This window comes from Streptomyces rapamycinicus NRRL 5491 (genome assembly GCF_024298965.1).
In the GTDB taxonomy this organism is placed as follows: domain Bacteria; phylum Actinomycetota; class Actinomycetes; order Streptomycetales; family Streptomycetaceae; genus Streptomyces; species Streptomyces rapamycinicus.
The window spans coordinates 1,838,099-1,863,621 of the sequence record NZ_CP085193.1 but is presented as its reverse complement, the minus strand read 5'-3'; the positions used below and the strand labels follow the sequence as shown (position 1 = coordinate 1,863,621).

The 25,523-nt window shown below is 72.2% G+C and carries 20 protein-coding genes; 11 read left to right on the top strand and 9 right to left on the bottom strand.

Annotated features, from left to right (window positions below; genetic code table 11):
• Positions 1–642, bottom strand: a complete 642-nt coding sequence (locus LIV37_RS07565; protein ID WP_020866510.1) for a DUF4142 domain-containing protein — start codon at positions 640–642, stop codon at positions 1–3.
• 310 nt (positions 643–952) lie between these two features.
• A complete protein-coding gene (locus LIV37_RS07560; protein WP_243146382.1) occupies positions 953–3,817 on the bottom strand; it encodes an AfsR/SARP family transcriptional regulator in 2,865 nt (954 codons plus the stop codon).
• A gap of 140 nt (positions 3,818–3,957) precedes the next feature.
• Between LIV37_RS07560 and LIV37_RS07555 the strand changes: the two genes are divergently transcribed.
• The 8 genes from LIV37_RS07555 (at position 3,958) to LIV37_RS07520 (ending at position 12,888) form a co-directional block, all read left to right on the top strand.
• A complete protein-coding gene (locus LIV37_RS07555; RefSeq protein WP_020866508.1) occupies positions 3,958–4,509 on the top strand; it encodes a sigma-70 family RNA polymerase sigma factor in 552 nt (183 codons plus the stop codon).
• 99 nt (positions 4,510–4,608) lie between these two features.
• The gene (locus LIV37_RS07550) at positions 4,609–5,691 is read left to right on the top strand and encodes a LacI family DNA-binding transcriptional regulator (RefSeq protein ID WP_121825724.1); all 1,083 of its coding nucleotides are present in this window, start codon (positions 4,609–4,611) and stop codon (positions 5,689–5,691) included.
• A gap of 131 nt (positions 5,692–5,822) precedes the next feature.
• Entirely contained in the window at positions 5,823–7,142 is a 1,320-nt protein-coding gene (locus tag LIV37_RS07545) for an ABC transporter substrate-binding protein (protein WP_020866505.1), read from the top strand.
• Between the two features lie 67 nt (positions 7,143–7,209).
• Positions 7,210–8,169 carry a carbohydrate ABC transporter permease gene (locus LIV37_RS07540; RefSeq protein ID WP_020866504.1) on the top strand — a complete coding sequence of 320 codons (960 nt, stop codon included), beginning with the start codon at positions 7,210–7,212 and terminating at the stop codon, positions 8,167–8,169.
• Positions 8,169–9,080 (top strand): carbohydrate ABC transporter permease, encoded by a 912-nt coding sequence (locus LIV37_RS07535; protein WP_020866503.1) that lies wholly within the window; start codon positions 8,169–8,171, stop codon positions 9,078–9,080. The genes LIV37_RS07540 and LIV37_RS07535 overlap by 1 nt, the downstream gene beginning before the upstream one ends.
• A gap of 47 nt (positions 9,081–9,127) precedes the next feature.
• Positions 9,128–10,108: a hydroxyacid dehydrogenase gene (locus LIV37_RS07530; RefSeq protein ID WP_167525921.1), complete on the top strand. Its 981-nt coding sequence runs from the start codon at positions 9,128–9,130 to the stop codon at positions 10,106–10,108.
• Positions 10,109–10,171: 63 nt separating this feature from the next.
• Positions 10,172–12,115 (top strand): DUF2264 domain-containing protein, encoded by a 1,944-nt coding sequence (locus tag LIV37_RS07525; RefSeq protein WP_121825726.1) that lies wholly within the window; start codon positions 10,172–10,174, stop codon positions 12,113–12,115.
• On the top strand, positions 12,112–12,888 hold the full coding sequence (locus LIV37_RS07520; protein WP_020866501.1) for a sugar phosphate isomerase/epimerase family protein: 777 nt from the start codon (positions 12,112–12,114) through the stop codon (positions 12,886–12,888). Before LIV37_RS07525 ends, LIV37_RS07520 begins: the two co-directional genes overlap by 4 nt.
• Positions 12,889–13,191: 303 nt before the next feature.
• Here the strand turns inward: LIV37_RS07520 and LIV37_RS07515 are convergent, their stop codons facing one another.
• The gene (locus tag LIV37_RS07515; RefSeq protein ID WP_020866500.1) at positions 13,192–13,719 is read right to left on the bottom strand and encodes a hypothetical protein; all 528 of its coding nucleotides are present in this window, start codon (positions 13,717–13,719) and stop codon (positions 13,192–13,194) included.
• 246 nt (positions 13,720–13,965) lie between these two features.
• Here LIV37_RS07515 and paaK point away from each other — a divergent pair, with 246 nt between their 5' ends.
• Entirely contained in the window at positions 13,966–15,273 is a 1,308-nt protein-coding gene (gene paaK, locus LIV37_RS07510; RefSeq protein ID WP_020866499.1) for a phenylacetate--CoA ligase PaaK, read from the top strand.
• Positions 15,274–15,405: 132 nt separating this feature from the next.
• Here paaK and LIV37_RS07505 read toward each other — a convergent pair whose 3' ends face one another.
• From LIV37_RS07505 to LIV37_RS07485, 5 genes are all read right to left on the bottom strand, one after another.
• Positions 15,406–16,245, bottom strand: a complete 840-nt coding sequence (locus tag LIV37_RS07505) for a lysophospholipid acyltransferase family protein (RefSeq protein ID WP_121826182.1) — start codon at positions 16,243–16,245, stop codon at positions 15,406–15,408.
• 14 nt (positions 16,246–16,259) lie between these two features.
• Positions 16,260–17,015 carry a GNAT family N-acetyltransferase gene (locus LIV37_RS07500; RefSeq protein ID WP_020866497.1) on the bottom strand — a complete coding sequence of 252 codons (756 nt, stop codon included), beginning with the start codon at positions 17,013–17,015 and terminating at the stop codon, positions 16,260–16,262.
• A 202-nt stretch (positions 17,016–17,217) separates the two neighbouring features.
• Entirely contained in the window at positions 17,218–17,901 is a 684-nt protein-coding gene (locus LIV37_RS07495; RefSeq protein WP_020866496.1) for a peptide deformylase, read from the bottom strand.
• A gap of 356 nt (positions 17,902–18,257) precedes the next feature.
• A complete protein-coding gene (locus LIV37_RS07490; RefSeq protein WP_020866495.1) occupies positions 18,258–18,704 on the bottom strand; it encodes a DUF2267 domain-containing protein in 447 nt (148 codons plus the stop codon).
• 100 nt (positions 18,705–18,804) lie between these two features.
• Positions 18,805–19,374 carry a winged helix-turn-helix transcriptional regulator gene (locus tag LIV37_RS07485; protein WP_020866494.1) on the bottom strand — a complete coding sequence of 190 codons (570 nt, stop codon included), beginning with the start codon at positions 19,372–19,374 and terminating at the stop codon, positions 18,805–18,807.
• A gap of 130 nt (positions 19,375–19,504) precedes the next feature.
• Here LIV37_RS07485 and LIV37_RS07480 point away from each other — a divergent pair, with 130 nt between their 5' ends.
• Both LIV37_RS07480 and LIV37_RS07475 read left to right on the top strand, forming a co-directional pair.
• On the top strand, positions 19,505–20,275 hold the full coding sequence (locus tag LIV37_RS07480) for a class I SAM-dependent methyltransferase (protein ID WP_020866493.1): 771 nt from the start codon (positions 19,505–19,507) through the stop codon (positions 20,273–20,275).
• A gap of 50 nt (positions 20,276–20,325) precedes the next feature.
• The gene (locus LIV37_RS07475; RefSeq protein ID WP_185057951.1) at positions 20,326–20,838 is read left to right on the top strand and encodes an NUDIX hydrolase; all 513 of its coding nucleotides are present in this window, start codon (positions 20,326–20,328) and stop codon (positions 20,836–20,838) included.
• 28 nt (positions 20,839–20,866) lie between these two features.
• Here the strand turns inward: LIV37_RS07475 and LIV37_RS07470 are convergent, their stop codons facing one another.
• Entirely contained in the window at positions 20,867–25,474 is a 4,608-nt protein-coding gene (locus LIV37_RS07470) for a glycoside hydrolase family 2 TIM barrel-domain containing protein (RefSeq protein ID WP_121826183.1), read from the bottom strand.
• Positions 25,475–25,523 lie beyond the last annotated feature (49 nt).

Below are 25,523 nucleotides of genomic sequence, written 5' to 3'. Positions count from 1 at the left end.
TTAGAGGGCGTCGAAGTCGACGAGCCCGGTGTCCTCGAGGACCGTGATGTGGTCGAGAACGATGGCATTGGCCCTGGTGGCCAGAGATCTGACCATGGAGTTGCGGCTCTCGGCTCGCACTTGCGCAATAAGGTTGAACACCTTGCCGTGGGCGGCGCGCAACCGGTTCGCGAACACTCGCTCAAACTCCGCGCTGCTACCGGCGTTGGTCATCTCGTTGAGCCAGCCCTGCTGCTGTGCGTTGGGCTGATTGGGCACCTGGATTCCGAGTGCCCGCCCGACCTCCTCGGACCGGCGGTTGAGCTCGGTGTGTCCTTCGAGGAGGTGCTCACCGGCGGTCTTCACGGCCTCCCGGCTGCCGCGCTCCTCGGCTAGCTGCCCGGCGGGAAGCTCCCACGTTCCGGCGAGCCTGACTTTGCGGACAAAGTCCCGGTCAGTGGCCGTGAGCGGCCCGTACTGGGTGCTGACCGTCCCACCGCCGTCGTCCGTGACGCCATTGCGCGGCAGGGCCACGCTGCTCTCACCGAACAACGACACCGGAATGAGGATCGCCGCCAGGGTGACGGCGAGCGCCCCGATGATGAGACCGGTGCCGATGGTACGGCTGGAGGCGATGGATCTGGTGAGGTTTGCTGATGGCACAGCGCCCTCCTTGGTTCGGAGTGACACCGGACGCTAGTACCTCGTGTGGCTCGGTCGTGGAGACCTCATCACTAGTGAATAAAGCCGGGACAGAGATCATTACCTGCTGGTACCCTGCGCGACCCGCCTCCGGAGGGCGCTCACAAAGATTTTTCCCACCCGGTTGAGCAACTCACCGGGCCCGTACGTACGGCAGGGAGAACCCGGTGCACGGCCGCGCCCTGGCGGCCCGGCCGCACACCGTCCCGACGACCCGGAGGCGCCCCGCCGTGAATGCGACAGCGCGGAAGACCACGCCCACCAGGCCCCGTCATCCGCTCAGAGCCGAGGCCGGATGCGGCGACTGCCGGTACTGCCCCAGTTTGCCGTCGAGGACCCGGGCATCGGGGTGGTTCAGCTCCTGGAGGATTTCCAGGGCCCGCCGCCAGTCGGTGAGGGCGGTGGCCACATCGCCCTGGGCCAACCGGGTGTCCCCCTGGTGGTGCAGGGTGTCGGCCTCCAGATACCGGTCGCTGATCTCGCGGTAGACGGCGAGCGCCCGGCCGTACGAGGTGAGGGCCTGCTCGTACCGTCCGAGGTGGTGGTACGCGTACCCCAGGCTGTCCAGCGCGGCGGCCTCGCCGGACGCGTCGCCGATCCGCCGGTGCAGTTCGACGGCCTCCCGGCAACGGGCCAGGGCGTGTTCGTACTCACCGAGCAGGATATGGGTCCAGCCGATCTCGTTGAGCACGCTGGCCTGTCCGCTGATGTGGTCCAGGGCGACATAGTGGCCGAGCGCGGGCCGGTAGTGGTCCAGCGCCTCCTGGTAGCGGCCCTGACAGTTGGCCAGGAAGGCCAGGGCGCGCAGGGTGCGGGACTGCCCGGCCCGCTCGCCGAGCTCCGTGAACAGCTCCAGCGCCCGCTCCAGATGGCCGTACGCCTCCTCGTACCGGCCCAGCCGTCCCTCGGCGAAGCCCAGGGTGCGGTGGCCGTGCGCCTGACCGAGCCGGTCGGACAGAGCGCGGGCCGCCCCCAGCGCGGTGCGCTGGACGGCGGTCTGCTCCTGCCAGTGGCCGCACCGGTCCAGGAAGAGCTCCAGTGTCACGGCCAACTGCCAGGCGTGGGCCGGGAATCCGTGGTCCCGCGCGTGCTCGACGACCGACAGCAGTACGCGGCGCTCGGCCGAGAGCCATGCCTCGGCGCGCTCCTGGCCGCCGAGGTGCTCGGGCGCCGCGTCGGGCCGGGCCGGGGACACCGGCAGCGGTTCGGTCCGGTGCGGGGCGAGCCGCGTGGCGGCGGTGCGCGCGGTGTGCAGATAGTGGTCGAACATCCGGTGCCGGGCGTCCTGGCGGATCTCCTCCGCCTCATGGTCCTGGACCAGCTCCATGGCGTACGCCCGCAGCAGATCGTGGAAGGTGTAGCGGCCCGGGTCGGGCTCCATCAGCAGATGGGCTCGGGTGAGCGCGGCCAGCAGGGCCCGGGTGACCCGGAGCGGCAGCCCGGCCAGGCTCGCGGCCGCCGCGGTGGAGACCTCGGGCCCGGGGTGCAGGGCGAGCAGCCGGAACAGCCGGGCGGCCTCCGGCTCCAGCGCCCGGTAGGACCAGGAGAAGACGCTCCGCGCGTCGGTGCTCGGATCGGCGCCCGCGAACGCGTCGAGGTTGCCCTGGCTCTCGCGCAACTCGGCGGCGACAGAAGAAAGGGGAAAGGAGGGACGGGTCGCGGCGCGGGCGGCCACCACCGCCAGCGCGAGCGGCAGCCGCCCGCACAGCCGGATGATGGTCGCCACCGCCTGCGGCTCCGCGGCGACCCGGTCCGTACCCAGCCGCCGGACGAGCGCCTCATGGGACTCGGCCGGGGACAGCGGCCCCAGAGTAAGAGGACGGGCCCCCTCGCTCGCTATCAGACCGTGCAGCTGATTGCGGCTGGTGACGATGGTCAGACAGCCGGGGGAGCCGGGCAGCAGCGGGCGTACGTGCTGCGAGTCCACCACATTGTCCAGCAGGACCAGCATCCGCCGCCCCGCCAGCAGACTGCGGTACAGCGCGGTCTTGGCGTCCAGACCCGTGGGCACCCGGCTCGGCGGGGTCCCCAGAGCGTGGAGGAATCCGCGCAGCGCCTCGTTCGGCGACATCATCGAACCGGTCGGATCGAAGCCGCGCAGATTGGCGTAGAGCTGTCCGTCCGGGAAGCGGTGGGCGATCCGGTGCGCCCAGTGCACGGCCAGCGCGGTCTTGCCGATCCCGGCCATCCCGTCGATCGCGCTGATCACCAGCGGGGCCGGTGGGGCGATCCCGGCGCCCTCGGGCAGCAGCGCGTGGATACCGGCGAGTTCGCCGTGGCGTCCGCTGAACGCGGGCAGATCGGGCGGCAGTTGGGCCGGGCGGACCGCCGGGGCGGGCGGCGTCGCCGGAGGGGTGGGCTGGACCGGCTCGGCGGGGGCCGGGGTCGACCGGGGCACCACCTCGCGGTGGGCGGCGCGCAACTCCGGGCCCGGCGCCACACCGAGCTGGTCCGCCAGCCGGTCCCGCGCCGAGGAGAAGACCTCCAGCGCCTCGGCCCGCCGCCCGGTGGTGGCGAGCACCCGGATCAGCTGGGCCTGGAGGGTCTCGTCCAGCGCGTGGTGGGCGGCGAACTGCTGCAGCACGGTGGGCAGTTGCTCCGGGACCCCGGAGGCGAGCGCCGTGGTGGCGGCCTCCTTCGCGATGGCCAGAAGTTCACGGTCGACACCGGAGAAGACAGGATGGGTCTGGATGTCTGAGGGGACTCCGGTGGCGGTCGGCCCCTGCCATAGGGCGAGCGCCCGGGCGAAGAGCTCGGCCCCCCGCTCCGGCTCCCCCTCGGCGGCGGTGCGCCGGGCCGATTCGCTCAGGTGCCGGAAGCGCAGCAGATCCAGCGCGTCCGGGTCGGCGTTCAGCCGGTAGCCGCCGGAGCTGCGCACCAGCCGGCTGCCCTCCGCCCGCGCCGCCAGGCCCGGTTCCAGCAGCCGGCGCACCGAGCCCACATGGCGGTGCACCACATTCACCGCGGTGCTCGGCGGATCCTGTGCCCACAGGACGTCGACGATCTCGCTGAGCGCCACCGGCTGCCCCGCCCGCACCAACAACAGCGCCAGCAGCGCTCGCTGTTTGGGCGGGCCCAGCTCCAATTCGGCGTCCTCGCGCCACGCCCTGACCGGGCCTAACACCGTAAATCGCACAACTAGGGATCTTAGTCGAGCCCGTTTCGGGCACCGTGCTCTTCCGGCCGTGGTGTGTCGTCAGACTTTCGTCACTCAATCGGCGCCCCCTTCTCTTACGCTCCCGCCATCAACACATTCGCCTCGGGGGGAACGGGACGATGGACATCAACGCGGCGGCCGTCATGACCGACGCCGACACTTTCTTAACGACGCTGTACCGGCGCCACGGTTCGGCGCTGCTCCGGCTGGCGGCCCGGCTGCTGGGCGGGGACTGGCACCGGGCCCAGGACATCGTGCAGGAGGTGGCGATCCGGGCCTGGCAGCGGCCGATGGACGTCGGCCCCATGGACGCCACCGTCCGTCACCGGCTGTTCACGGTGGTGGACGATCTGGTCGGCGATCTGGTCCGCGACGCCCACCAGGACCAGGTGGAGCCGCGGATGGAGATGGCCGGTGAGGCCGATCTGGCGATGCCGGCCGCGCCGGACACGGTCGATCAGACGCTCACCGCCCGGGTGGTGTGGGACGCCCTGGCGGACCTGGCGCCCCCGCAGCGGGAGGTGCTGCTGCAGCTGCACTATCTGGACCGCAGTGTGAGCCAGGCGGCCCGGGCGCTCGGGGTGCCTCCCGGAACCGTCAAGTCGCGGACGTACTACGCGACTCGGGCGCTGCGGTCGGCCCTGCGGGCGAGGGGGATCACCGACTGCTGACCACCCAGGCCGCTCGCCGACTGTTTTCTGATCGAATGATCGCTACTATGGCGGTGTTTCGATATGAAGACGAAAGCCGATCGCGTCGGAGGTGGGAACATGCGGGAGCCGGCGCAGAAGCGGCAGGCACGGATCGCGGCCCTCGTGGAGGCCCGGGGCAGCGCCCGGATCACCGATCTAGCGGATGAGCTGGCGGTGTCCGTCGTCACCGTACGGCGGGACGTGGAGGAGCTGGCCCAGCGCGGGGAACTGCGCCGCGGCCACGGGGTGGCGCGCTCGCTGCGGCCGATGCCCACGGAGTCCACCGCCACCGGCGACACCATCGGCATGGTGGTCCCGGAGCGCAACACCTACCTCACCGAGGTCGTCCAGGCGGCGCGCGAGGCCGCCGAGAAGGCCGGGCTGCGGCTCGCGCTGCACATCGCCGCGGACGAGCGCGGGACCGAGCGCGCGGTCCGCCAGGCGCTGGACGCGGGCGCGCGCGGGCTGCTGCTCGCCCCGCGCTGGCGCACCGAGGCGGAGGCGCGGGCGGACCACGCCTGGCTCGCCGCCCTGGAGGTCCCCGTGGTGCTGGTGGAGCGCCGGCCCCACCGGGGCAGCGCGATCTACGGGCTGGACTGTGTGCGCTCCGACCACGCCTACGGGGTGCATCTGGCGCTGGAGCACCTGATCTCGCTGGGGCACCTGCGGATCGTGCTGGCGGCGCGCGACGACAGCCCCACCGCACGGGTGATCCGGTCGGAGTTCGCCGCGCAGACCGCGGCCCGCGCCATCAGCGAGGGGTGCCCGGTGATGCTCAGCTCGCGCACCGCGGGGCCCGATCCCCGCCCGCGCGACGAGCGGGAGGCCGACCTGGCCGCCGCGGTGCGCCGCGCCGGGGCCACCGCCGCGCTGATCCACGGCGACATGGACGCGCTGGTGCTGGTCCAGCGGCTGCGCGAGGCGGGTATCGAGGTGCCGCGCGACTGCTCGGTGGTGGCCTACAACGACGTGGTCGCCGACATGGGGCAGATCGCGCTGACGGCGGTGGCCCCGCCCAAGGGGGAGGTCGGGCAGGCGGCGCTGGAGCTGCTGACCCGCCAGCTGGAGCGGACCCGGGCCGGGCGGTGGGCCGGTGCCGCCCGCCATCTGGAGCTGCTGCCGGACCTGGTGGTCCGGGATTCCACCGCCCAGCTCCTCTGAGCGTTTGACCGCTTTAGTTTCTACTGTTCGATGTATTGACGGAATTTCAGTCAAGCGCTCAGGATTCCCTCTGACTCCACCGTTGAATCAGGGGAGGGTCCATGCCTGGTCATAGACGCCCAGGACGCCCGATGCCCGGACACCGGGCTACGGCGGGCACCACCGCACTGCTCACGCTGCTCGTCCTCGTCCTGGCGGGCTGCTCCACAAGCCGCGGGTCCGACACCGCCGGTGACGGCCCCGTGCGCCTCACCTTCTGGTCGGCGCTGCGCGGCAGTCAGGAGGTCGTCGACGAGTTCAACCGCACCCACACCGACATCAAGGTGAACTTCCAGCAGGTCCCCTCCGGGGAACAGGGCGGCTGGGCCAAGCTCAGCAACGCCGCCCGCGCGGGCAACGCCCCCGATGTCGCCACCATCGAATACCCCCAGCTGCCCAGCTTCACCATCGACGGCGTACCCCGGGACATCTCCAAGCTGCTGCCCGACTCGGTGCGCCGCAAGATCCTGCCGCAGGCGCTGGACCTCACCACCTTCGACGGGCGCACCTACGCCGTACCGGTGGACATCGAGCCGATGGTCTTCCTGTACCGCAAGGACATCTTCACCAAGAACCACATCCCGGTCCCCAAGACCTGGGCGGAGTTCGAGAGTTCGGCCCGCAAGCTCAAGAAGGAACAGCCCCGGTCGCGGATCGCCAGCCTCTTCACCACCGGCGGCACCCTCTACATGGCCGGGTACGCCTGGCAGGCCGGGGCCCAGTGGTACCAGACCTCCAACGACACCTGGCGCGTCTCCATGGACGACGCCCCCACCCGCAAGGTCGCCGGCTACTGGCAGCGGCTGAAGGACGACGACCTGGTGCGCGTCGAACCCGGCTCCAGCCAGCAGTGGCGGGCCCATCTGCGCAGCGGTGAGACGGCCGGTTATCTGGCGGGCGCCTGGGCCGCGGGCTCCATGATGGCGTCCACCCCCGACGGCAAGGGCAAATGGGCCATCGCGCCCATGCCGCAGTGGGATCCGGCGAAGCCCAAGGTGAGCACGCAGGGCGGGTCGACCTTCATGGTCACCAAGGACAGCCGGCACCCCAAGGAGGCCATGGAGTTCATCTCCTGGATGGTGACCAGCCCCGACGCCCTGCGCGCCAAGCTCGCCAGCGGTGTCAGCAGCGCCTTCCCGTCCGTGCCAAGCCTGGTCCCGGTGGCCCGCAAGGAGATGGACACCAGCTACTACTCCGGACAGGACATCTTCGACCTCTTCGGGAAGCAGGCCGAGATGATCACGTCCAGCTGGAAGTGGGGACCGCGGATGGTCTCGACCACCACCTCCGGCGACGACGGGCTCGCCCGGGCCGGAGCCGGCAGCGGCACCGTCCTGGGGGCCCTGCGCGAAGCCCAGAGCAGAACCATGCCCGACCTGAAGAGCCTCGGCCTGTCGGTCACCACCGACTGAGCCCGCCCCGCCACCTCCCACCGCACCTTCAAAAGCCGTACTCACCACGCCTGAGCCGAGGTACCCCGTGAGCACAGTCACGTCCTCAAGACGGACGGCGCCGCCAAAGGCGGCCGCCGCCGACCCGCCCCGCAGAACCGGACGGCGCCAGCAGCGGATCGCCGCCACCGTCCTGCTGACTCCCTTCACGGCACTGCTCATCGCCGTGTTCCTCGTCCCCGTCGGCTACGCCATCTACCTCAGCCTCTTCGGCGAGGACCACAGCGGGCTCGGCTTCGGCGGCGGGGAGACCGTCTTCACCGGACTGCGCAGCTATCTCGCGGTGCTGCAGGACCCCAGCTTCCTCTCCGGGTTCGGCACCATCGCCCTCTACTGCGTGATCTTCGTTCCCACCGTGGTCGTCAGCGCACTCGCGCTCGCCCTGCTGCTCGACTCGGGCCTCATCCGGCTGCGCCGGACCTCGCAGATGCTGCTCTACCTGCCGCACGCCGTCCCCGGCATCATCGCGGCCGTCATCTGGCTGTACCTCTACACCCCGGGGCTCAGCCCGGTGATCAAGCTGTTCGCGCAGGCCGACATCACCGTCGACTTCCTCGGCCTGCACACCGTGCTCCCGTCGATCGTCAACATCGCCCTGTGGAGCGGCCTCGGCTACAACATGATCATCTTCTATGCCGCGCTCCAGGCGCTGCCGCGCGAGGTGATCGAGGCGGCGACCATCGACGGCGCCGGCGGCATCCGCACCGCGCTCCAGGTCAAGGTGCCCATCATCAGGGGCTCCGTGGTGATGGTGTGCATGTTCTCCCTGATCGGCGCGCTGCAACTGTTCACCGAGCCCATGCTGATGAACCAGGCCACCCCGATGGTCAACTCCCGCTTCACCCCGAACATGTACATCTACGACGCGGCCTTCCGCCGCAACAACTACGGACTCGCCTCCGCGGCCTCCGTCATCCTCCTGATCGTCACCTGCGTCCTGTCGTACGCCGTGACGCGCTGGTCGGGCCGCCGGGAACGGAGAGCGTGATGACCACGACCACACCCACCACCCCCGTGAACCCCTCCCGGGGACCGTCCAGGCCGCTCGGCAAGCCCTTCGGCGGCTCCAAGCTGACCAGCCGCGGCATCGCCAACGCCGTGGTCCTGATCGCCGCCCTCTACACCATGCTGCCCGCGCTGTGGCTGGTACTGGCGTCCACCAAGAACGCCGACGCCCTCTTCGGCAGCGACATCTTCTCGCTCGGCGACTTCTCCTTCGCCCGCAACCTCTCCGACCTGTTCTCCATGGACGGCGGCCTCTACGGCGAGTGGTACGTCAACAGCCTGCTGTACGCCGTCGTCGGGGCCCTGGTCGGCTCGCTCATCAGCGTCGCCGCGGGCTACGCCTTCGACAAGTACGAGTTCCGGCACAAGGAGAAGTTCTTCGGGCTCGTCCTCACCGGCGTCATGGTGCCGCCGACCGTGCTGGCCCTTCCGCTCTATCTGGTGGCCTCCGAGATCGGGATGGTCAACACCTTCTGGGCGGTCTTCATCCCGGTGCTCTTCAACCCCTTCGGCGTCTATCTCGCCCGCCTGCTCAGCAGCGGCTATGTGCCCAACGAGGTGCTGGAGGCGTCCCGGGTCGACGGCGCGGGCGAACTGCAGACCTATGTGCGGGTCAGCCTGCGGATGCTCGGCCCCGGATTCGTGACCGTCTTCCTCTTTCAGCTCACGGCCATCTGGAACAACTTCTTCCTTCCGATGGTGATGCTCTCCGACCAGCACCTGTACCCGCTCAGCCTCGGCCTCTACACCTGGAACAGCGCCGCCACCGTCTCGCCCGAGTACTACCCCCTCGTGGTCATCGGCTCACTGCTCGCCGTCGTGCCGCTGATCCTGGCGTTCGTCCTGTTGCAGCGCTACTGGAAGTCCGGACTGACCGCAGGGAGCGTCAAGTGACCCCACCGCACCTCTCCGCCCGCCGCCGCCCCCGCGCCGCCCTGGCCATGGCCGAGCGGTCCGCCCGGCAGGTGCTCGGGCCCGGAAGCCTGGACCGGCTCATCGACCTCCTCGACCTCGAGCCCGGCCTCGTCCTCGACGACTTCACCACCCCGGCCGCCCGCCGCGCACTCGCCGACACCGAACTGCTGGTCACCGGCTGGGGCTGCCCGCCCCTGGACCGCCGCACGCTCGACGCCGCGCCCCGGCTGCGCGCCGTGGTGCACACCGCGGGCACCGTGCGCCACCACATCACCGACGCCTGCTGGGAGCGCGGCATCGCGGTCTCCTCGGCGGCCGCGGCCAACGCCGTGCCCGTCGCCGAGTACACCGTCGCCATGATCCTGCTGTCCAACAAGCGCGTCCTGGACATCGCCCGGGACTACCGCGCCGAGCGGCGCACGATCGACTGGAACGAGCGCTATCCGGACGCGGGCAACTACCGCCGGACGGTGGGCATCCTCAGCGCCTCCGCCATCGGCCGCCGGGTGATGGAGCTGCTGCGCCCCTACGACCTCGACCTCCTGCTGTACGACCCGTACGTCACCGCTCAGGAGGCGAAGGAACTCGGGGCGCGCCAGGTGCCCCTGCGGGAACTCTTCGCCGGCAGCGACGTCATCAGCGTCCACACCCCCCTGCTGCCCGCCACCCAGGGCCTGGTCAGCCGGGAGCTGCTGGCCGCCATGCCGGACGGCGCCACGCTCATCAACACCGCGCGCGGGGCGGTGGTGGACCAGGAGGCGCTGACCGAGGAGGTGGTGGCCGGGCGGATCCGCGCCGTCCTCGACGTCACCGTGCCGGAGCTGCTGCCCGCCGACTCCCCGCTGTACGACTGCGACAACGCGCTCATCACCCCGCATATCGCCGGATCCAAGAGCGGTGAGCTGCGGCGCCTGGCCGACCTCGCCATCGGCGAGATCGAGCACTACGTCACCGGCCGCCCCTTCGCCCACCCCGTACGACCGGAGATCCTCGACCGCTCGGCATAAGAGGGCGCGCGGCCGTCCGCGCGCCCTCCAACGTCCCGCGACCCCCAGGAGGCCCACCCCACCATGCCCGAGCTCCCCTTCCTCCTCCCCGCCGACGACCGCACCCTCAGCCCCCACACCGGCTACACCCGCGCCCACTGGGAGGCCGCCGCGGACGGCATGCTGCACGCCGCCCTCCGCTACGCCACCCCCGGCCAGGCCCTGATCGACCTGCCAGGTCCGCCGTCCAGGTCCGGGGTGCGCTCCGACGGGCTCGAAGGGTTCGCCCGCACCTTCCTCCTCGCCGCCTTTCGCGCCGCCGGGGCCTCGGGCAAGGACCAGCACGGCATCCTGGAGCGCTACACCGAGGGAATCGCCCGCGGCACCCTCACCCCCGGGCGCGGGGACGCCGAGTCCTGGCCGGTGATCGGCCATCACGGGGCCCAGGGCCAGCCCATGGTGGAGTCCGCGTCCGTCGCCCTGGGCCTGCGGCTGACCGCGCCGTGGACCTGGGAGGCCCTGCCGTCCGACGCCCAGGACCGCACCGAGGAGTGGCTGCGCGGGGCGCTGCGCCACCAGCCCGCCCCCAACAACTGGTACCTCTTCCCCCTCACCGTGGCCGGATTCCTTGACGACGTCGGACGCGGCGACGCCGAGACGGCCCGCGCCATCGAGCGGGGGCTCGGCCTGCTGGAGGGCTGGTACCAGGGTCAGGGCTGGTACTCCGACGGCGACGGGCGGTCGTTCGACCACTACAACGGCTGGGCGCTGCACATGTACCCGCTGCTCCACGCCCATCTCGCGGGCGACGGGGAGCTCCTGGACCGGCTCGGCCCCCGGCTGCGCACCTTCCTCGAAGGCTTCTCGCTGCTCTTCGACGCCGACGGCGCGCCCATCCACCACGGCCGCTCCCTCACCTACCGCTTCGCCGCCGGAGCCTCGGTGGCACTCGGCGCCCTCACCGGCCACACCCCCCTCGTCCCCGGCGCCACCCGCCGCCTCCTCAGCGGAGCGCTGCGCCACTTCCTGGACCGCGGCGCGCTGACCGAGGACGGGGTGCTGAGCCTGGGCTGGTACGGGCCGCACGCCGCCACCCTCCAGCGCTACTCCGGGCCCGGCTCGCCCTACTGGGCCTCCAAGGGGTTCCTCGCCCTGCTGCTCCCGCCCGACCACCCGGTGTGGACCGCGACCGAGGAGGCCGCGCCCGTCGAGGGGCCCGACCGGGCGCTGGCGCTGCCCGCCGCCGGGTTCCTCGTCCAGACCACGGGCCGGGACGGGCTGGTGCGGCTGCACAACCACGGCAGCTACAAGCTCCGCCCCTGGGAGGCCGAACACGCGCCCGCCGATCCGCTCTACGCCCGGCTCGCCTACTCCACCCGCACCGGCCCCACCAGCGCGGACAACGCCCCCGACAACCACATCGCCCTCGAAGACCGCGGCGTGCGCACCGCCCGGCTGCGCATCCACCCGCTGGCCGCGGGCCCCGACTGGCTCGCCTCCTCCCACACCCCCGCCTTCCCCGACGGCGGCCCCAAGGTGCCCTCGATCCGCATCGACAGCCTGACCCTCGTCCGCGGCCGCCTCGAAGTGCGCGTCCACCGCGCCGTGGGCGTCCCCGCCGGGACCCGGATCCACCACAGCGGCTGGGCCGTCGCGCTGCCCCCGGGAACCCCCGCGGAGACCGAGGAGGGCGCCGAGATACGGCTGGACGGGGGAGAGGTCACCGGTCAGCTCCTCGGACTGCACGGCTGGGAGACCGCCACCGCGGTCCGGGCGCCGCAGGGCACCGCGTACGGCCCGTGGGCCCTGGTCCCCGAACTCACCGGCACCGTCGGCGAGGACCCGTCCGGCACCCTCTTCGTCGCGCTGGCCTCGCTCACCGGGGAACGCGACCCGGCCCCGCTCGCCGACCTCGCCACCGCCGAGGTGAACGGGCTCGCGGTCACCGTACGGCCGGCGGACGGCGGGGCCTTCGTGGTGGACTTCGGCGCGGGCGACGCGCCCACCGTCACGGAGGTGGGGGCGTGACACGGCTCGGCATCTGCTCGGTGACCCTGCGCCGGCTCGACCCGGACCGGGTGATCGCCGCCGTGGCCGGAGCGGGCCTGGAGTGCGTCGAATGGGGCGGTGACGTCCATGTGCCGCCCGGCGACGAGGCCACCGCCCGGCGGGTCCGCGACGCCACCCTGGACGCCGGGCTCGCCGTCGCCTCGTACGGCTCCTACTACCGTGCCGGGCACAGTGATCCGGAGGAGTTCGACGCCGTGCTCCGCTCCGCCGTGGCGCTCGGCGCCCCGCGCGTCCGGATCTGGGCGGGCACCACCGGCACGGAGGAAACCTCGCCCGAGGGGCGCCGCGCGGTGGTCGAGGCTACCCGGCGCGCCGCCGCGCTCGCCGCGGACGCGGGGGTGGAACTCGCCTATGAGTTCCACCGCAACACCCTTACCGACGGCGCGGACCACACCCTCCGGCTGCTGGACGAGGTGGACCGCGCCGACGTCGCCACCTACTGGCAGCCGCCCGTCGACATGCCCGACGCCGAGGCGCTGAAGGGGCTGGACGCGCTGGGGGACCGGATCGCCGCGGTGCACGCCTTCTCCTGGTGGCCCGGGACCACCCGGCTGCCGCTCACCGCCCGCGCGCCGCTGTGGCGCAGCGCCTTCGAGCGGCTGCTCGCCCACCGCGCCGAGATGTCCGCCGACGGCCCGCCGCTGGATGTCCTGCTGGAGTTCGTACCCGAGGACGACGAACGGCTGCTGCCCCGTGAGGCCGCCACGCTGCGGGCGCTCGCCGACGTCTAGCGCCTACGGCGGGCTGCTCCCCTCCCCGCCCCTTCCCGAAACTGGGGCTCCGCCCCAGACCCCGGGTCGGGGTTGGGCTCCGGGCCTCGAGTCGGGGTTGCGCCCCAGACCCCGGCCGGGGCTTCGCCCCAGACCTCGGACTGGGGTTCCGCCTCTTCCCGCCGGATCGATATGCGGCTCCGCCGCGTGCTGGGGCTCCGCCGCTTAACCCGGGGTCCAGGGGCGAAGCCCCTGGTTCGGGAAGGGGCGGGGAGGGGAGAGAGCCGCCGGACACGGGATCGGCGGCGAGTAATGGACGGGTGATCACTTGGGGGTGCCGGAGGCACCCCCGTAGGAGGTGCCCTCCTCGATGGTGCCGCCGAACCGCTCCCGGAACTTCTCCATGTTCTTCCGCGGCGAGGACGACAGCACCCAGCGGTTGCCGACCAGATAGACCCCGCCGTACATCTGCGCCGTCTCCAGCCAGTCGCGCTGGTTCTTGGCGGTGACGAAGTCGAGGAAGAGGAACTTGCCCTTGGAGTTCTTGCAGACGGCCTGGCGGTAGTCGTCCACCTTGGTGGTGAACTCGGGCTTGCAGCCGGCGGCCGAGGCGAGTTGCTCCACTCGCGCGGCCTTGGGCGTGGGGTCGGCGCTCGCGCTCGGCCGGGTGGCGTTCCCCCCGGTCTCCGCCTTGGCGTCCGCCTTACCGCCCCCGTCCCCGCCGCCGCATCCCGCGATGGCGAGCAGCGCGCCCACGGCCGCCACGACCGCCACCGCGCGCGGGCCGTGGCGGCGCGGGGTCCGGACGGGGTGCGGAGCGTCGGCGGCGTCGGCATCGGCGGCGTCGTACATGAAAGGCCCTCTCGCATCGTCGGATCCGGGGTGCGGCTGTGTTCCTCGTGCCTACGGGTACGGATGGAGGGCGCCGACCGTTCACCGCCCTCGTGCCGTTCCGCGCCGTGCCGCGCCGTTCTCTGCCGGGCCGGGCGCGTACGGGGGTGGCCGAACCCTTGACAGCCAGGTCGGATGCTGGATTACTGGACCGCGCCCGAACGGTAACCGAATGTTCGGTCGGCAACCGGAGGTGGTGGACGGCCCATGGTGGAATCGCTGAGCGCGGCTCCGCTCGACGACGCCGAGCGGATGAGCCCCGAGGAGCTGAGGGCGCTTCAGCTCACCCGGCTGCGCGCCACCTTGCGCCATGCGTACGACCATGTCGAGGTGTACCGCAAGAAGTTCCGTGCGGCCGGGGTCGGCCCCGAGGACTGCCGCACCCTGGAGGACCTGGCCCGGTTCCCCTTCACCACCAAGGCCGATCTGCGTGACAGCTACCCCTTCGGGATGTTCGCCGTCGAGCAGAGCGAGGTGCGGCGGCTCCACGCCTCCAGTGGCACCACCGGCCGCCCCACGCTCGTCGGCTACACCGAGCACGACCTGTCGGTCTGGGCGGAGGTGATCGCCCGCTCGATCCGCGCGGCCGGCGGCCGCCCCGGCCACAAGGTGCACATCTCCTACGGCTACGGCCTGTTCACCGGCGGCCTCGGCGCCCACTACGGCGCCGAGCGGCTCGGCTGCACCGTCATCCCCGCCTCCGGGGGGATGACCGCCCGCCAGGTGCGGCTCATCCAGGACCTCAGGCCCGAGATCATCATGATCACGCCCTCCTATCTGCTGGCGCTCCTGGACGAGTTCGAGCGGCAGGGCGTGGATCCCCGTTCCACCTCCCTCCAGGTCGGCATCTTCGGTGCCGAGCCCTGGACGGAGGAGATGCGCCGGGAGATAGAGGAGCGCATGGACATCCACGCGGTGGACATCTACGGGCTCTCGGAGGTGGTGGGCCCGGGGGTGGCCCAGGAGTGCGTGGAGACCAAGGACGGGCTGCACGTCTGGGAGGACCACTTCTATCCCGAGATCGTGGACCCGCTCACCGACGAGGTGCTGCCCGGCGGCGAGGAGGGCGAGCTGACCTTCACCACCCTCACCAAGGAGGCGCTCCCCGTCATCCGCTACCGCACCCGGGATCTGACCCGGCTGCTGCCCGGCACCGCCCGCCCCGCCTTCCGGCGCATCCAGAAGATCACCGGCCGTTGTGACGACATGCTCATCGTGCGCGGGGTCAATGTCTTCCCCAGCCAGATCGAGGAGATCGTGCTGCGGGTCCCGTCGGTGGCGCCGCACTTCCAGCTGGAGCTGACCCGGCGCGGCCGGATGGACCATATGGCGGTGCGGATCGAGGCACGCCCCGGGGCCGGCCCCGAGCGGCGCGCGGACGCCGCCACGGCGATCGCCCGGGGGGTCAAGGACGGGGTGGGGCTCACGGTCGAGGTGGAGGTCGTGGACCCGGAGACGCTTGAGCGCTCCGTGGGCAAGATCCGCCGGGTCAAGGACCTGCGGACGGAGGGCTGAGCGGACGCGAGGGCGGGCTGGGCGGAGGCAAGAGAGGGCTGGGCGGACGCCAGGCCGAGCCGCCCCGGGCGCCAGCAGTGGACCGGACGGGACCCGGGGCGCATGGGCTCGGCGTGTCGGCCCGAGGGCTTCTCAGCGTGCCGGCCCGAGGGCGGCGACCTCGTGATGGAGGGGCAGCCGCGCCCCGCACACGGTCGCCTGGGCCTGCGCCGCGACCCGGCGCCGGGTGTCGACGTCCCGCAGCGGCCGCAGCGGCCGGTGCACGTTCACCCGTACCGTGAGCCCGTCGGCGCGGATCACCCGGCGCAGCGAGTGGCCGAAGTCGTCCTCGCCGACGAAGGCGGCCACCGTGGTCGGGGCGCCGTGCTGGACGTAGTCCAGGGTCACCGGGCGCACCGGCGCGCCCGCGTCCAGCGCGGCCTGGAAAGTGGCCCGGCGGAAGCTGCCGCCGGTGCCCGCACACCAGGTGATGCCCTGCGGGAAGGCCATCACCGACTGGCCGTCGCGCAGCCGGGCCGCCATCTCCCGTACGGTCGCGGGGAGTTCGCGCAGCGAGTCGCGGTCGATGTACAGCGTCCCCGCGCGGGTGACCATCGGGCCGATCAGCGGCCAGCCCGCGATCTCCCGCTTGGCCAGCATCACGACGGGTTCCATCGACAGCAGCGCGATGCTGTCGATCCAGGAGATGTGGTTCGCCACGATCAGCGTGCCGGTGGTCCCCGGGGCGCTGAGCGCGCTGTCGCCCGCGACCTCCAGCCGGATGCCCAGGGAGTCCAGCAGTGTCGCGGCCCGCGCCCGCAGCGTCTCGGGCTCGGCGATCCGCCGGCCGGACACCAGCGCGCCCAGTACCGCCCGGCCGAAGACCGCGGCCCGCCGGGCGACCCGGGTGGCCGGGACGCGGTCGGCGGCGTGGGCGACACAGCCGGTGGTGCACGGCGACCAGGCCGCCCAGGCGTGTGCGGGCAGACTCATCGCGGCCGGGACGGTCACTGGGATTCACCCAGGAAGTAGCGGCGGTAGCGGTCGTTCATCCGCTCGGTGTCCAGCAGCACGAAGAAGTCGGCGTCGTTGAAGGCCCGGTCGTGCTGCGGGGAGCCGCACATCCAGGCGCCGACCCGCAGATATCCGCGCAGCAGCGGCGGCAGATCGGCGTAAGCGGGCTCGCCGTCCAGCGGCCGCGAGGGTATCCAGGGGTCGAGCGGGTGGACCCGCATCTCCGGCGGGGCGGCGTGTTTGGTGGTGCCGAGCAGCCAGGCGTTGGCGGCGGCCTGCTCGCCCTCGGCCAGCGGCACCGAGGCGCAGCCCGCGAGATAGCGGTGGCCGGACAGCAGTACGTAGCGGGCCAGACCGGCCCACATCAGGTTGATGACGGCACCCGAGCGGTGGTCGGCGTGCACGCAGGCGCGGCCGGCCTCGACCATGGACGAGCGGACCTCGGCCGGAAGCCCGTGCAGATTGAACTCGGTGTCCGAGTAGAGCCGCTCACTGCGTCCCGGGGGAAGCAGCCGGTAGGTGCCGACCACGGTGTCCGTCGCCGTGTCCGTGACGATCAGGTGGTCCATGACCGCGTCGAACTCGTCCACGTCGCGGCCGTCGACCGCCGCGTCCAGCCGGCCGCCCCTCTCCTCGCCGAACACCTGGTAGCGCAGCCGCTGCGCGGCGTGGATCTGCTCCCGGGTGTGGGCGATCGAGGTGACGTACGAGCTGGTGGGCGCCGTCGTGGACGTCGTGAGCACGGGCATTCCTGTTCTCCGTTCGAGGGAAGTCAGGAGCGGTGGGGACTGGGGAAGAGCGGAAGAAACGCCTCACTCGCCGCGCGGTACGCGGAGGCGGCGCGTACCGGGGCGGTCACCAGTCTTGCCGTGGCGACGTACGTCACAGTGTCCGTGCGGTGATTCGGCGACTGCCAGTCGATGACGAAAACATGCCGCAGGTCGGCCGTGGTTACGGAGCGGTAGCGCCGGTGCCGCCGCCGTCATCCCCGGCGCCGGTGGCGCTCGGGAGCGGGAACCCCAGCGAATGGGCCGCGGTGGCGGGGGTGGGCTGGGACCAGTAGTCGTTTACCGCCTCGGCCGAGGACAGGGAGCGGGTTTCGGCCAGATCCAGATAGAGGACGCCGTCGAGGTGGTCGGTCTCGTGCTGGACGATCCGCGCGGGCCAGCCGGTGAACTCCTCGTCCAGCTCCCGCCCCGTCTCGTCCTGCCCGCGCAGCCGGATCCGGTCCGGTCGGCCGACCACGGCCTGCCAGCCGGGGATGCTCAGACATCCCTCGAAGAACGCCGCCCGGCCGTCGCCGACCGGTTCGTAGCGGGGGTTGACCAGCACCCGGTACGGCTGCGGCACCCGGCCGCGCGCCTCGCGCACCTCGGCCGTCACCTCCGCCGGGTCCTCGATCACCGCCAGCCGCAGCGGCACACCGATCTGCGGGGCCGCGAGCCCCACTCCGGGCGCGGAGTGCATGGCTTCCCGCATCGCCGTCAGCAGCCGGTCCAGCTGGTCCGCGGCCAGCTGGCCCTCGTACGGCAGGGCCGGTCGCCGGAGTACGGGGATGCCCGCGGAGAGGATCGGCAGCGGGCGGGTCCCGGAGAGCAGTTCGTCGACGAGCTCGGACAGGGTGGTGGTCGGCATGGGGGACAGCCTGGCAAGACGATCACGCCACGGCAATTCGGGGGCGGGGCCGGGGCGGGGGCCGGGGTTCGGGCACCCTCGGGTACGGGTGCTCCGGGTGCTCACCATCGGACAAAGGTGAACAGGGCATCGATGGGGTCCGTAGACGCTGAGGAGCCGCCGGGGAACATCCCACGCCCCCGCGGCTCGGCCGAGTCTCCCGGCTCGGCCGCTGCCGCTCCGCGGTGCTCTCCCCGTTGTGCACGCGGGGCGGCAGCCTTCCCGGTCCCGCGCGGTGGGGCGGCGACGCTCCCGGCCGCGGGGAGTGTCCGGCGGAGCCCGGCGCAGGCGTCAAGATCCGTCGGACTCCCCTGGCCCTACTCGGGCGGCGCGCTCTGCTCGGCCCGTGACTCCGGCAGCAGTTCCCGGATGTCGTTCGGCAGCACCCCGTACAGCTTCTCCATCAGCTCCGGGTCCACGGCCGAGTCCAGCACCTCGAAGAAGGCGGCCGCCTCGCGCAGCGCCTCCTCCTCGGTGTGCTCGGTGCGCCAGGCGATCCGGCCCGCGAAACCGGTGAGGTCGAACCGCTCGCCGTGGTCCCGCCGGTACGCCCGCTCCTCGGGCGAGCCCTCATGGGAGGCGGCGACGCGCCGCAGCGGCTCCGCCGCCTCGTGCGGCAGCTGGGCCGCCATATGGTCCGCCAGCCCGTCCGGGATGCGCTCGGCGAGCGTTTCGAGCGTCGCCCGTACCGCCCGTTCGGCGGACTGCCGGTCGGGGAGCTGGGCCCGGGCCTGGACCAGGCCCGTCATTTCTTCGTAGCGCATGGTCGGCGCTCCTCGTGGTCGGGTGCCCGGCTTGCTGTGCCGAGTGCCCCGTGCCGTTGGCTCAAACCGCCACCGGGCGCCAGCGCCCCGTGCCGTTGGCTCAAACCGCCGCCGGGCGCCCGGCCTCCGGGGTGTCCTCCCGCCTGTCTCCCCGCCTGTCTCCCCGCCCGTCCTCACGCGCGGCGAGCAGCGGGCCCAGCACCCGGGTGCCGGGGCCGGTGCGCCCGCCGGGGCCCGGGAGCTGGGTGGTGTTGCCGACCGTCAGGGGCTCTCCGCAGTGGGCGCACGCGGACACCGGCGTGGTGTCCCGCCCGCAGCCCAGATGGCGGATCCGGGCCGGGGGCCCGGTGGGGCCCGCGTACCAGCGGTCGCCCCACTCCATCAGCGCGAGCAGCACCGGGTAGAGCTCCTCGCCCTTGGGAGTGGCGCGATAGTGCTCACGCGGCGGCCGCTCCTGGTAACGCTCCCGGATCAGCACCCCCTCCTCGACCAGCCGGGACAGCCGGGCGGCCAGGACCTTACGCGATATGCCCAGGTCATGGGCGAGATCGTCGAAGCGGGTGACCCCGGTGAGCACATCCCGCATGATCAGTGCCGTCCAGGCGTCGCCGAACAGATCGGTGGCGCGGGCGATCGAACAGGCCACGTCGGCGAGCGGAGTACGGGTCATGACCCGACCCTACCCGAGTTCCCCGAGGGAACTTAAGGGTGTTAGGTTTCTTCGGGGAACCCGGCGACCCGTCCGGGCGCCCCAGGCACCGGTGAATCCGCGAATCCGCGCACCCGTGAGGGAGAAGACGATGGCCGCCGCCCCGCACATCGAACTGGACTCACGGTCGCCCGAGGCCGTCGACGGCCGTCAGATCAGGGCCGTCACCTTCCAGGACAGCCGTCTGGAGTACATCCGCACCACGCTCAAGAGCGTGGACCTCCCCGCGTCCGGAAGCCGCGCCGTGGTCGTGGGCAGCGGCCGCGGGCTGCTGGCCCGCGGGGTGGCCGGTCTCGGCTTCGACGTCGTCGCCGTCGACCCCTCCGCCACCGCGACCGAGATGGCGCGCGAGGCGGGCGGGCGCGAGCACCCCGGGATCGACTACCGCACCGCGCCCGCCGAGCGACTCGGCCTCGCCGACGGCGCGTTCGACCTCGCCTACTACGCGGACACCTTCGAGATCACCCCGGATCTCGACCGGGTGCTGGCGGAGGCCGCCCGGGTGCTGCGGCCCGGCGGAGTGCTGATCTACGACACCGTCAACCGCACCCTGCTCTCCCGGCTGATCTACCTCGGCGCGTTCCAGCGCGTCCCGATGACCCGGATCATGCCCGCCGGCCGCTACACGGCGGCCCGGCTGCGCACCCCCGCCGAGCTGACCGCCGCCCTGGAGCGGCAGGGGCTGTGCAACGAGGACATCTGCGACTTCAAGCCCAAGGATCCGCGCAGCCTGGTCAAGGCCACCATGGCGCGCCGCCGGGGGCGGATCACCGATGAGCAGATCCCGCCGATCGTCGACTTCGTTCTCGCCCCGGACGCCCGGCCGCTGGTCACCTACCTCGGCCACGCCCGTAAGGGCTGAGCGGTGAGCCCGCTGCCCCGCCCCGGCCGCCTGGGCGCACACTGGGCACCGTGACTCGTAAGCGCAGCGCCGGACTCCTGCTGTACCGGGACGCGGGCCCGGCCGTTGAGGTTCTGCTCGCCCATATGGGAGGCCCGTTCTGGGCCACCAGGGACGAGGGCGCCTGGACGGTGCCCAAGGGCGAGTACGACGAGGACGAGACCCCGGAGGCCGCCGCGCGCCGGGAGTTCCAGGAGGAGCTCGGAGTGGCCCCGCCCGGCGGGGAGCCGGTTCCGCTGGGCTCGGTGACCCAGACCGGGGGCAAGGTGGTCATCGCCTGGGCGCTGCGGGGGGAACTGGATCCGGCGGGCATCACCCCCGGCACGTTCGCCATGGAGTGGCCGAAGGGCTCCGGCCGGATGCGGGAGTTCCCCGAGATCGACCGGGTCGGCTGGTTCGGCCTGGACGAGGCCCGCCGGAAGCTGGTGACGAAGCAGCGGGTGTTCCTGGACCGGCTGGAGGAGCGGCTCCGGAGTGCGCAGGACGCGGAGGACGCCGAGGGCGCGGGCCCCGGCGGGGAATGACCGGGACCCGCGCCTGCCGGACGTCATGTCATCGCGTTCCGCAGTGCACCGTGGCCGCTCCCCAGTCGGCGTGGTCATGCGCGTCGCCGTCGCCGCCGTCGGTGACCCGCAGCCGGAGCCGCTGCGCCCCCCCGACCCGCGCCTCCACTGGCACGGCCGCGTCCGAGCCGCGCACCGTCTCGCCCCGGTACACCCGCTCGCCGTCGGCGTAGACCTCGAAGACGACACTGCCGTCGGCCCCCACCTCGTCGTCCACGCCCGTCTTCGCGGTGAACGTCGAGCAGTTGCCGCCCAGGAAGACCTCGACCGTGGAGTCGGCGTGGGTGCCGAGACCGCGCTCGTAGGACGTGCCGTCGATGGTGAGGGTCTTGCCGTCGCCCGGCGCGGACTCGCCGTTGCTGCGGTCGCGTTCGACCGGGCCCCAGCCGTTGTCCGCGGTGATGAAGTCGAGCGTGGACACCGCCGCCTCGCCGCGTGGCGGGGGAGGTGTGCCGTCGATCTCGGCCGACGCCGAGCCGCTGACCCGCGCGCCACCGGCCGAGGTCGCGCGGACATCGGCCACGGCGGGCCGCAAACCGTCCGGGCTGCCCTCACCACGGCCGATCGTGGTCCGTACGGTCGCGGTCCGGCCCGCCGCGAGATCGCCGAGGTCGAAGGTGCCGGGCTCGGCGGTCCACCCCTCGGCCAGGCCGAAGGCGGCGGTGACATCGCGCAGCGGGGTGTCGCAGGGGTTGGTGACGGTCAGCTCGGCCGAGGTGGAGCCGCCCGCCGGGACCGTGGTGTCGGCGGCGGTGAGCTTCGCCTCGGGGGCGCAGACCACCGGGCCGCGCGGAGCACCGGTACGGGCCTCGGCGCCGCTCAGCGGGCGCAGCCGCAGGGTGTAGGCGTACTCCCTGGCGGGCCGCACCTGGTACTCGGGCAGCACGGTGTGGAACGTCTCGCTCACCCCGCTCACCGCGTGGTCCAGGTGCAGGGTGTTGCCTCCCGGGTCCTCGCGGAGGGCGAACGGGTAGGCGGCGCGGTCGATCCCGGTGTAGGGGGTCACCCCGGCCGAGAAGTCCCCGGACACCAGGAGCCCGCCGCTGCCGTCGGACAGCGAGGCCCAGCGGACGTCCTCGTGGTTCCCGTAGTCCTGCGGCTTGGTGTATCCGGCGAACTGCTCGGCCACGTCCGTGGAGTACACCCCCACCGGGGCGCCGTCCTTACGGTCGTCGTAGTTCTCCTGCGGCCCGCGCCCGTACCAGCTGAACCGGTCGTAGCGGTCGGGTATGCGCAGCGAGAGCCCGATCCGGGGCAGATAGGGCACCTTGCGCGCCGCGCCCCGGGCCTCCACCCGGTGGTCGAGGCGCAGCTCCCCGGAGCCGCTGACGGTGTACCGCAGGGTCTGGGCGAACGAGGAGTCCTTGACGCCGGGCGCGGCGGCGGAGGAGGGCACGGTGACGACGACCTCGCCGTTCCGCTCGTCCACCGTGACCTTGCCCGGCCTCGTGCGCAGCCGGTCAAGACCCGCCTCGCGCCAGGGCCCCTCCTCGGAGCCGATCTCATTGCTGACCGGGGCGCGCCAGGCGTCCAGTTCGGGGCCGGAGCCGAGCAGCTCCCGGCCACCGGACTTCATGGAGACGAGCTCGCCACCGGCCCGGTCGAAGCCGTACGAGAAGCCGTCGCCGGTGACGGTGAGGCGGTCGCCGGAGGTGGTGGCCCGCACCTTCCCCGGTGCCCGCGCGGGTGTCGTGCCCGCGAGCTGTCGGCCGCCGATGTCGAACTGCTCGACCGCCACCCGGTGTCCGGCCTTCGCCCAGGCCGTGTCCGCCGCCTGGACCGCCTCCACGGTCAGCTGCCGGTCGGCGTCCCTGGGGTTGGCGGGCGGTTTGGGCAGCTGGAGGGTGCTCCGCTCACCGGGGGCGAGGCCGAGGCCGCGGCTGCCCTGGGCGAGGGTGCGGGCGCCCTCGGTGACGCGCCAGCGCAGCCGGAGGTCGCCGGTGCCGGTGAAGGACCGCTCGTTGCGCACCTCGACCCGCCCCGCGCGGGCCTCGTCGCCCGAGATCCGGATCGGGGCGTGGACGGCCGCCATGGTGCGGGCCTCGGGCTGGACGGTGCGGTCGGAGGAGACCACCCCGTCGACCCCGCCGGTTCCGGCGCCGTAGGACAGGAAGTCCCCCTTACGGTCGAACCGGTCGAAGTCGAGCGCGAGCACCGCGTCCCCGCTGGGGTTGGCGGCCAGCTGATCGGGGCTCAGCGCCTGGTGGTAGACGCGGACCTGGTCGATGGTGCCGTGTGCCATCCGGGTGCGGATGTTCTCCTGGTCGGTCTCCGGGTTGCGGCCGACGTTCACCGGCTGCGCGGAGTAGCCCACGCTGCCGGTCCAGTCGGCCGACGCGGTCTGCTCGCCGTCGACGAGCAGCCGGAGCGTCCGGCCGTCGAAGGTGGCGGAGACGCGATGCCATGAGCCGTACCAGCCCTCTGGGACCTCCGCCGACACGGTGTGCCAGTCCCCGTCGCCGTAGACGGAGAACTCCAGGGTGTCCTTGTCGCGCATCTTCAGCGCATAGCTGTGGTCGCCCTTGGCGATCACGGTGAAGGAGCCGGTCCAGTCGGCGGGCTTCACCCAGGCGTCCAGGGTGAGCGCGTCCGACACCGCGTCCAGCTTCGGGTCGCGGTAGACCTCCACGAAGTCGTCAAGACCGGACAGCTCCAGCGCCTTGCCCTGGTGGCCCGCCACCAGACCGGGTTTTCCGGAGGCGTACGACAGGATGTCGTTGCCGGAGGTGTCGGGGGTGGTCAGCAGCGGCTGGGTGATGTTCTGCTCCGCCCAGTCCCAGATGTAGCCGCCCTGGACCTGGGGGTACTTCCGCACCACATCCCAGAACTCCCGGAAGTTGCCGAGCGAGTTGCCCATGGCGTGGGCGTACTCGCCCATGATGATCGGCTTGGTGGTGGCCTTCGCCTTCTCCTCGAGCCCCGAGGGGGAGGGGTAGCGCGGGCCCCAGACATCGGCGAACGGGGCGTCGCCGTCGGGGCTGTTGGGCTGGTGGTAGACCGGCCGGGCCGGGTCCTCGCGGTCCAGGAAGTCGGCCATCGCGTAGTGGGCCTTGCCCAGTCCGGCCTCGTTGCCGGTGTCCCACATCAGCACGCTGGGATGGTTCTTGTCCCGTTCGTACATCGCGGTGAGGCGGTCCATGAACGCCGCCTGCCACTCGGGCCGTTCCGCCAGGCAGTCGTCCGGGCAGGCGTCGTGGTGATGGGTCTCGATGTCCACCTCGTCGTCGATCCACAGGCCACGGGCGTCGGCCAGCTCGTAGAGGTAAGGATCCGAGGGGTAGTGCGAGGTGCGCACGGAGTTGATGTTGAGCTGCTTCATCAGCGAGACGTCCGAGGCGGTGCGCTCCCGGGTGGCGTGGCGGCCGGTGTCGGGGTCGGTCTCGGAGCGGTTGACGCCCTTGACGAGGATGCGTTTCCCGTTGACGAGGAGCTGTCTGTCCTTGATCTCGATCTCGCGGAACCCCACGGGCTGGGCGGTGGTGTGGGTGACCGAGCCGTCGGCGCCGGTGAGCCGGACGACGAGGGAGTAGAGGTGGGGCGTCTCGTCGGTCCACTTGGCCGGGTTGGCCACATCGGCGGTGAGGGTGGTGGAGCCACCGTCGCCGCCCACCGTCCCCGACATCGTTGTCACCTTGCGTCCGCGCTCGTCGTAGAGGGTGCCGAGGACCTTGCGGTCGTCCGCGGCGCGCTCCGGGCCCTTGGCGGCCACCTCGACCTCGGCGGTCAGCCGGGCGTCGCGGTACTGGCTGTCCAGATCGGTCTTGACGGTGATGTCCCGCAGATATTCGGCCGGGGTGGAGTACAGCCCGACCGAGCGGAAGATGCCCGAGAACCGCCACTGGTCGTAGTCCTCCAGATGCGACCCCGAACCCCAGCGGTGGACCTGCACCGCGATGGTGTTGCGGCCCGGGTGCAGCCGGTCGCTGATGTCGAACTCGGCGGGGGTGTAGCCGCCCTGGTCATAGCCCGCGTAGGAGCCGTTGACCCACACCGGATAGCCGCTGGTGACACCCTCGAAGCGGAGGAACGTCCGCCGCTTCTCCCAGCTCTTCGGCAGCTCGAAGGTCTTGACGTAGGCACCGGTCGGATTGACGTCGTGCGGGACCTTCGGGGGGTCGTCCGGATACATCTCGGTGGGGATGTTCCGGAACACCGGATGGTCCAGGCCGTCCGTCTGCCAGGTGTGCGGCACGCTCACGCTGCGCCAGCCGCCCTTGGAGGTGTCGTAGCCCTCGGTGAAGAAGTCCTTCGGCACCTCCTCGGGGCGGTCGGACATGTGGAGCTTCCAGGTGCCGTCCAGCGAGGCGGTCCAGCGGCTCCTGGTACCGCCTCCGAGGGCCTCGGCGGTGTCGGCGTACGGGGTCAGCCGGGCGTGCGCGGGCTCCTGCCCGACCGCGGTGACCTCGGGGTCCTCCAGCAGCTTGTACACATCCGCGGGGGGATCGGGGGTATCCGCCGCTGTCGCCGGGGCGGCGGGGACGGCGAGCGCGAGGGCCAGGGCGACGGCGGCGAGCCGGGGGAGCCGGGAGAGCCGGGGGAGCCGGGAGAACGAGGGGAAACGGGGGAGGGGGAGGCGACGTCGGGGGCGTCGGGGCATCTGGTGGTCCACCCTTCTGTGGGGTGTGGAAACGCTCCAGAATGAACAG